Origin of the sequence: Psychrobacter sp. PAMC 21119 (genome assembly GCF_000247495.1) — a bacterium.
Lineage (GTDB): Bacteria > Pseudomonadota > Gammaproteobacteria > Pseudomonadales > Moraxellaceae > Psychrobacter > Psychrobacter glaciei.
The window spans coordinates 52,832-59,397 of record NZ_AHVZ01000005.1; the positions used below are offsets into that span (position 1 = coordinate 52,832).

5 protein-coding genes are annotated in these 6,566 nt (G+C 44.7%); all 5 read right to left on the reverse strand.

Translation table 11 applies throughout. The features are described 5' to 3' along the window. Nucleotides 1-156: 156 nt before the first annotated feature. The gene (locus tag RH96_RS01110; RefSeq protein ID WP_010196236.1) at nucleotides 157-1,473 is read right to left on the reverse strand and encodes an iron-containing alcohol dehydrogenase; all 1,317 of its coding nucleotides are present in this window, start codon (nucleotides 1,471-1,473) and stop codon (nucleotides 157-159) included. Between the two features lie 212 nt (nucleotides 1,474-1,685). Then, on the reverse strand, nucleotides 1,686-3,350 hold the full coding sequence (locus tag RH96_RS01115; RefSeq protein WP_051000699.1) for an ABC transporter ATP-binding protein: 1,665 nt from the start codon (nucleotides 3,348-3,350) through the stop codon (nucleotides 1,686-1,688). Between the two features lie 7 nt (nucleotides 3,351-3,357). After that, nucleotides 3,358-4,389, reverse strand: coding sequence for an ABC transporter permease (locus RH96_RS01120; RefSeq protein WP_413540218.1), 1,032 nt, complete (start codon nucleotides 4,387-4,389; stop codon nucleotides 3,358-3,360). A 50-nt stretch (nucleotides 4,390-4,439) separates the two neighbouring features. Beyond that, nucleotides 4,440-5,510, reverse strand: coding sequence for a microcin C ABC transporter permease YejB (gene yejB, locus RH96_RS01125; RefSeq protein WP_010196243.1), 1,071 nt, complete (start codon nucleotides 5,508-5,510; stop codon nucleotides 4,440-4,442). Nucleotides 5,511-5,617: 107 nt separating this feature from the next. Beyond that, the gene (gene gloB / locus RH96_RS01130; protein WP_010196250.1) at nucleotides 5,618-6,397 is read right to left on the reverse strand and encodes a hydroxyacylglutathione hydrolase; all 780 of its coding nucleotides are present in this window, start codon (nucleotides 6,395-6,397) and stop codon (nucleotides 5,618-5,620) included. Nucleotides 6,398-6,566 lie beyond the last annotated feature (169 nt).

Consider the following 6,566-nt stretch of genomic DNA (forward strand, 5'->3'; position numbering starts at 1 on the left):
AACTATCATAACCTCTAGGTCTCACCGAAGTATTCCTATATTGTTATATATATATGTACAGCACGTCCAATTATTTTTCAAAAAAAAGTCTACTACCTTATGGTAATAGACTTTTTTTAATTTATCAGTCAATGATTATAAGCAGACTACAATAGTCTATGCTGCTTTATCGCTACTTTTATTTTCACCAGAACGACCTTCACTGGCTTGCATAATCTTGGTCAAGATTTCCTTGATACCAGACGCTGGCATATAAGTCGGAACTGCATAAGTATCGCTGACTTCTTTTGCAGCGGCTTTAGCAATACTGTCAAAATCACTGGTTTTCATGCCTTTAACCGTTGGATCAATGTTTAAACTTTTGATCAACTCTCGTACTTGGGCAATTAAGTTATCTGCTATCGCACCGTTGCCACTGCTGGCTTGACCATGTTTGACCATGCCTGTCTTCTTTGCCAATGCTGCCAGTCGTTTTTCACTCGCTTTACGATTTAGATCCAGCACATAAGGCAAAACGATGGCATTCGCGCGACCATGAGGAATACTATAATATGCCCCTAATTGGTGAGCAATAGCATGAACATAACCTAGGCCTGCTTTGTTAAAGGCAATACCACCGTAGTGAGCTGCGATACCCATCTCTTCTCGTGCTTTTAGATCGCCGCCATCTTTATAGGCCAGCGGTAGATACTGCATGACTGATTTGACAGCTGAGGCCGCATAGTAATCAGTTTCTACACTTGCATTTACGCTCATCCACGCTTCAAGCGCGTGTGTCAACACATCGATACCAGTATCCGCTGTGATGTGCGCGGGCATACCTTTCATAATAACTGGGTCTATAGCTGCAGCTAATGGCACCATTCTTGGGTCGATAGACAAGGCTTTCTGATGGGTTTTATCGTCTGATACCACTGCACCAAGCGTTGCCTCTGAGCCTGTACCCGCGGTAGTAGGAATGCAATACAATGGCATAGAGGGTTTTCTTGCTTTGAGAATACCGATAAGTTGTCTAGGTTTACAGTTATTACCCTGCGACATCGCAATCATTTTAGCCGCATCAATGACTGAACCGCCACCGATGGCCAGTATCGAGTCACACTTAGCGTCAACTGATTTGCGCAGTCCTTCTTCGACGACCTTAAAAGTAGGGTCTGGCGTGATACCATCATAGAGCTGGTAGCTGATGTTTTTACTATCTAAATAATCGGTGACTTTGGCAGGTATACCAAGCTTATTTAACACTGCATCAGTGACGATAAATACATTGGTACTGCCTTCGTTAATGAGCATATCACATATCTCATCACAGGCAGTCTCACCGACGAATAGCATCGGTCTTCTTATCGGTATCACATAAGAAAAGGCCTTTAGCACTTTGGCACGCGTTTTGGCAACCGCCAAGTAACCAGCGTGCTGTAATGGATTGTTATTTACTAATTTAGAAAGACTGCTTTGCTTTTTACTGGGCATAAAAAATCCTTTTTTAATAATGCTCTAATGGCAATGATGACCATTTTGATCCGCTAACAATAAGCGATGCCAAAATAGGTAAATATATGGGTCACGAAAATATATCGATAGAGCAAACGAGTGTCTAAACTTATTGTACCACTGCATTTTTTAGGATGTCGCTATTATTATGAACTGGTATGTTCTGATTTTTGAGCCGTTTTTAGTTCCTGTTAAGTGGTACTCGCTTTTAATAACTGCTGAGCATATGGATGCTGTGGGTCATTAAATATATTTTCGGTGTGACCATACTCCACGCATGTGCCTTCTTTTAATACCATAATGTGCTGACACAGTGCGCGTACTACTTTTAAATCATGACTGATAAAAACATAGCTGATTTGCAGCTTTTCTTGGATTTCACGTAGCAAGCTGACCACTGTTACCTGCGTGGTACTGTCCAGCGCCGAGGTAGGCTCATCTAATATGAGTAGACTCGGCTTCATAATCAATGCGCGCGCCAATGCCACGCGTTGACGTTGTCCACCTGACAGCTCATGCGGATAACGCTGCACAAAATCCGCCGGCAAATGCACAGTAGCCAGACTCTCCATGACTGCCTGCTGACGCGCGACCTTGTCCACGCCTTGTACCAATAGCCCTTCTTCAATAATTTGCATAACCGTCATGCGCGGGTTGATACTGGCAAATGGGTCTTGAAACACCATCTGAATCTGTGAGCGGAACTTACGCAGCTCGCTCTTGGACAATGCTGAGAGGTCTTGCCCATTGACGACTATCTGCCCATCCACACGTGCTTGGTTGCTCAGTAATTGACTGAGTGCGAGTGCGATGGTGGTTTTGCCAGAGCCAGACTCACCGACGATGCCCAGCGCCTGTCCTTTTTGTAACGTCATATCGACATTTTTTACCGCATCAAACCAGCGTTTTGTACCACCGAATAGGCTTTTTTCAATCGGGAACTGTACTTTTAAATTCTTCACTTCTAGTACGCTTGATTGCTTATCTGCATTATCATCGACTAAAGTTAAGGCTTGACCAAAGTCTTGCTGAATAAGCGTACGGGTATAGTCGGCTTTAGGCTGACTAAATACCGCTGATGTTTGCCCCTGTTCAATCGTTTGGCCTTGGCGCATGACGACGACCTCATCACTGTAACGCCTGACCAGATTGAGATCATGACTGATTAATATCATTGCCATATTATGCTGGCGCTTAAGATCATCTAATAGTGCCAAAATCTCGTGCTGCAAAGTGACATCAAGCGCGGTAGTCGGCTCATCGGCAATTAAGATATCAGGCTGCTGAGCTAATGCCATGGCAATCATCACTCGCTGACGTTGACCACCTGATAGCTCATGTGGATAACGGTTCAACTTGTCAGCAGGATCCGTAATATTGACATCATCTAGCAAAGCGATGCTGGTTGCTCGCCATTGCTTTTTTGGCACGCCGCTTAGACGCAGTGATTCGGCGATTTGTTTGGCGACCGTATGTAATGGATTCAATGCGGTCATCGGTTCTTGAAACACCATGCCAATACGCTGTCCACGAATAGGCCGTAGTGCAGCATTACGCCCTTTGTCATTGGCTACTGGTAATTTAGACATGCCTGCTGTGCCTGCCAGCTGAACCGCACCCGTGATGGTTAAATTATCTAGTAGCAGACCTAATAGCGCAAGACTGGCAATCGACTTGCCAGAGCCAGACTCACCAACGATGGCCAAGGTTTGCCCTTGCCGCAGCTCATAAGACAGCTCGTTGACCAGTTGGACGCCTGTAGCATTTGTGATACTTAGCTTATCTACTGTCAACATGAGCTTATCTTGTACACGGTCGAGCTTTTCATTCGACGTGCTATTTTTTTTATTAATCATGGTCATATTAAGAGCGCCTCGGATCAAACGCATCACGCAGCGCTTCGCCTACAAAGATGAGCAATGACAAAATAAAAGTCAAACTAAAGAAGCCTGACAAAGCCAGCCAAGGCGCATCGAGGTTGTTTTTCCCTTGCACCATCAGCTCACCTAGCGACGGCGAGCCGGGCGGTAATCCATATCCCAAAAAGTCCAGCGCGGTCAGAGCAATAATATTGGCCGTTAAGATAAACGGTAGTTGCGACAAGCTTGACGCTAAGGCATTGGGCAAGATATGTCTTAGCATAATCTGACTGTCCGACACCCCCAAATTGCGCGCGGCTCGCACATAGTCAAAGTTGCGGGCGCGCAAGAACTCTGCCCGCACCAAACCAACCAGACCCATCCAGCCAAATAACAGCATTAACCCAAATAACATCGTAATACTGGGGCTGAATAAGCTAACCAAAATAATAATCATAAACAGTTGAGGCATACCGCCCCACACTTCCATGAAGCGCTGCCCTGCTAGATCCACCCAGCCACCATAATAGCCTTGTATTGCACCGACGATAATACCAATTAATGCGCCCGCGAGCGTCAGTGCCAGACCGAACAATAACGATACCCGCATACCATAAAGTATCCGCGCCAGCACATCACGCCCCATGTCATCAGTGCCAAGCCAATTCTGAGCGTTTGGTGCTGCTGGATAAGGCAGACCCAACTCAACATTCGGCGTCTGATCGGCAAACGGAATAAGCGGCATAATATAAAAGCCCTGCTCATCAATCAGCGTTTGCACCGCAGGATCTTTGTAATTGGTTTCGGTCTCGAACACACCGCCAAACGTCGTTTCAGGATAGGCCTTTAATACAGGAAAGTAGTAGTCGCCTTGATATTGCACCAGCAGCGGCTTGTCATTGGCAATGACATTAGCCGCCATACAAATGACAAATATCACCGCAAAAACAAACAGTGATATCACCCCAAGCCTATTTTGACGAAAGCGGTTTAGGCGTGCCTGCCAGATAGGATTCAGCCGACGTTTTTTTGGCATAGAGACAGGAGATGCAGATGAAGGCGTTGAAGGTAATGGATGACTTGACATTAGCGCCCCTCAAAATCGATACGGGGATCAATTAAGTGATAACTTAAATCACTGATTAACTGTAATAACAGTCCGACCAAAGTAAAAATAAATAGCGTGCCGAATATCACTGGATAATCGCGCTGTTGAATGGCTTCGAAACCTAACAGTCCCAAACCATCAAGCTTAAAGATAATCTCGATCAAAAAGTTACCTGCAAAGAAAATCCCAACGATAGCAGCTGGAATACCTGCGATGATAATTAACATGGCATTGCGAAACACATGCCCATACAACACTTGCCGCTCTCCTAAACCTTTGGCACGTGCAGTGAGCACGTATTGCTTGCCCAACTCCTCTAAAAAACTGAATTTGGTCAGATATGTTAAACCAGCAAACCCACCAACCGTACTTGCCAACAGCGGTAATGCCAAGTGCCAAAAGTAATCTTTCACTTTACCAAGGGTGCTTAATTGGTCAAAGTTTTCGGACGTTAGCCCCTGTAGCGGAAAAATATTCCAGTAGCTCCCACCAGCAAAGAATACCAATAGTATGACGGCAAATACAAACACGGGTATCGCATGTCCGATAGCAAGCAGCATAGCAGTGAATTTATCAATCCCCGAGCCATGATGCATGGCTTTATAGACTCCAAGCGGAATGGCTATCATATAAATCAGCAGCGTGCTCCAAAGCCCAAGCGAGATTGAGACTGGCAGTTTTTCCATAATAAGGTCGGTCACCGATTGGCCTTTAAAAAACGACTCACCAAAATCCAGTTGGGCATAGTTTTTTAGCATAAGCCAAAATCGCTCGGGGGCAGATTTGTCAAAGCCATATTGGGCATTGATCGCAGCAACCATCTCCTCAGAGAGACCACGCGTCCCTTGATAAGTGCTGTCATTACCACCTGCACTGCCCGCGCCAATATTACCACCGAGCGCATTGTCTTTTGCACCTTGCTCGATGAGCGCCATTTGCTGCTCGACAGGACCTCCAGGCGCTGCTTGCACAATCACAAAATTCGCCAGCAATATCAAAAATAGCGTCGGTAATATCAACAGTAATCTTTTTAAGATATAACGACCCATAATGGCAGCTTCCTAAAATAAACAAATATGGGAACAGAAAAATGAGCAGCTAACACTTATTTAAAAAGCAATGATCTAAAAAACAGCTATCAAAGATGCATGAGGCTTTAAAAGTTATTTTTCAGCTCACGTAGCGCCGCAAATATCGTTAAAGACTTGTCATCATCGATAGTCACTTTAGATTTAACCCCTGCTATCACGCTTGGTTCTTGTGTGCGTAAAAATACATTTATTGCGCGCTCATGCTTTAGGGTCACAGGTAATGTCGGCACACTTTGTACGGTTTGCGACTCTGCTTGTGCCAATGCTTGCTGCATCGCTTCGTTGTCAGGCTCAATAGATAGCCCAAAACGTAGATTGCTGGCTGTGTACTCGTGCGCAGGATATAGCAATGTCTCGGCAGGCAGTTCATTTAAACGTTTAAAGCTATCATGCAACTGCTCAATCGTACCAGTAAAAACACGCCCACAACCGCCACTGAATAAAGTATCCCCACAGAAGCAATGTTTTTGTCCATCAATATCCAAGATATAAGCCATATGGCTGGCGGTATGTCCTGATATATCCCAAACTTGTGCAGAGCAGCCCCACGCACTGACTGTACTACCGTCTTTTATCGTTTGATCCTCATCCACTGTATGTTCACTATGTGCGACTAAATGCGTCATCGGGTAGGATTCTTGCAACTCTGCGACGCCCCCAATATGGTCGTGGTGATGATGAGTCGTCCAAATCGAGGTAACTTCTAACTGGTTGTCTTCTAAATAGGCAACGACAGGTTCAGCTTGACCGGGATCAATAACAATCGCTTGCTTATTGTTTTCATTGATTAATGTCCAAATATAGTTGTCGCTAAATGCTTTAATTGGGTGAATACGGATACTCATATTAAGTCCTTACAGATGATTGTCTTTATTGCAAATACCTTTTATCAATTTTTTTAAAATAAAACTTCAAGATTAGGGTCTGTTGAACATTCAAATGTGGCACTGGCAGTGGCTATTTTTTAGACAATACGCAGTGAAATTTTTGACGCCTAGTCATTCTAGGTTAGAC

What these genes read in the sequence shown, in the direction of transcription:
- yejB (WP_010196243.1), bottom strand. Translation starts at nt 5,510, where the DNA reads ATGGGTCGTTATATCTTAAAAAGATTACTGTTGATATTACCGACGCTA.
- RH96_RS01115 (WP_051000699.1), bottom strand. Translation starts at nt 3,350, where the DNA reads ATGATTAATAAAAAAAATAGCACGTCGAATGAAAAGCTCGACCGTGTA.
- RH96_RS01110 (WP_010196236.1), bottom strand. Translation starts at nt 1,473, where the DNA reads ATGCCCAGTAAAAAGCAAAGCAGTCTTTCTAAATTAGTAAATAACAAT.
- gloB (WP_010196250.1), bottom strand. Translation starts at nt 6,397, where the DNA reads ATGAGTATCCGTATTCACCCAATTAAAGCATTTAGCGACAACTATATT.
- RH96_RS01120 (WP_413540218.1), bottom strand. Translation starts at nt 4,389, where the DNA reads ATGCCAAAAAAACGTCGGCTGAATCCTATCTGGCAGGCACGCCTAAAC.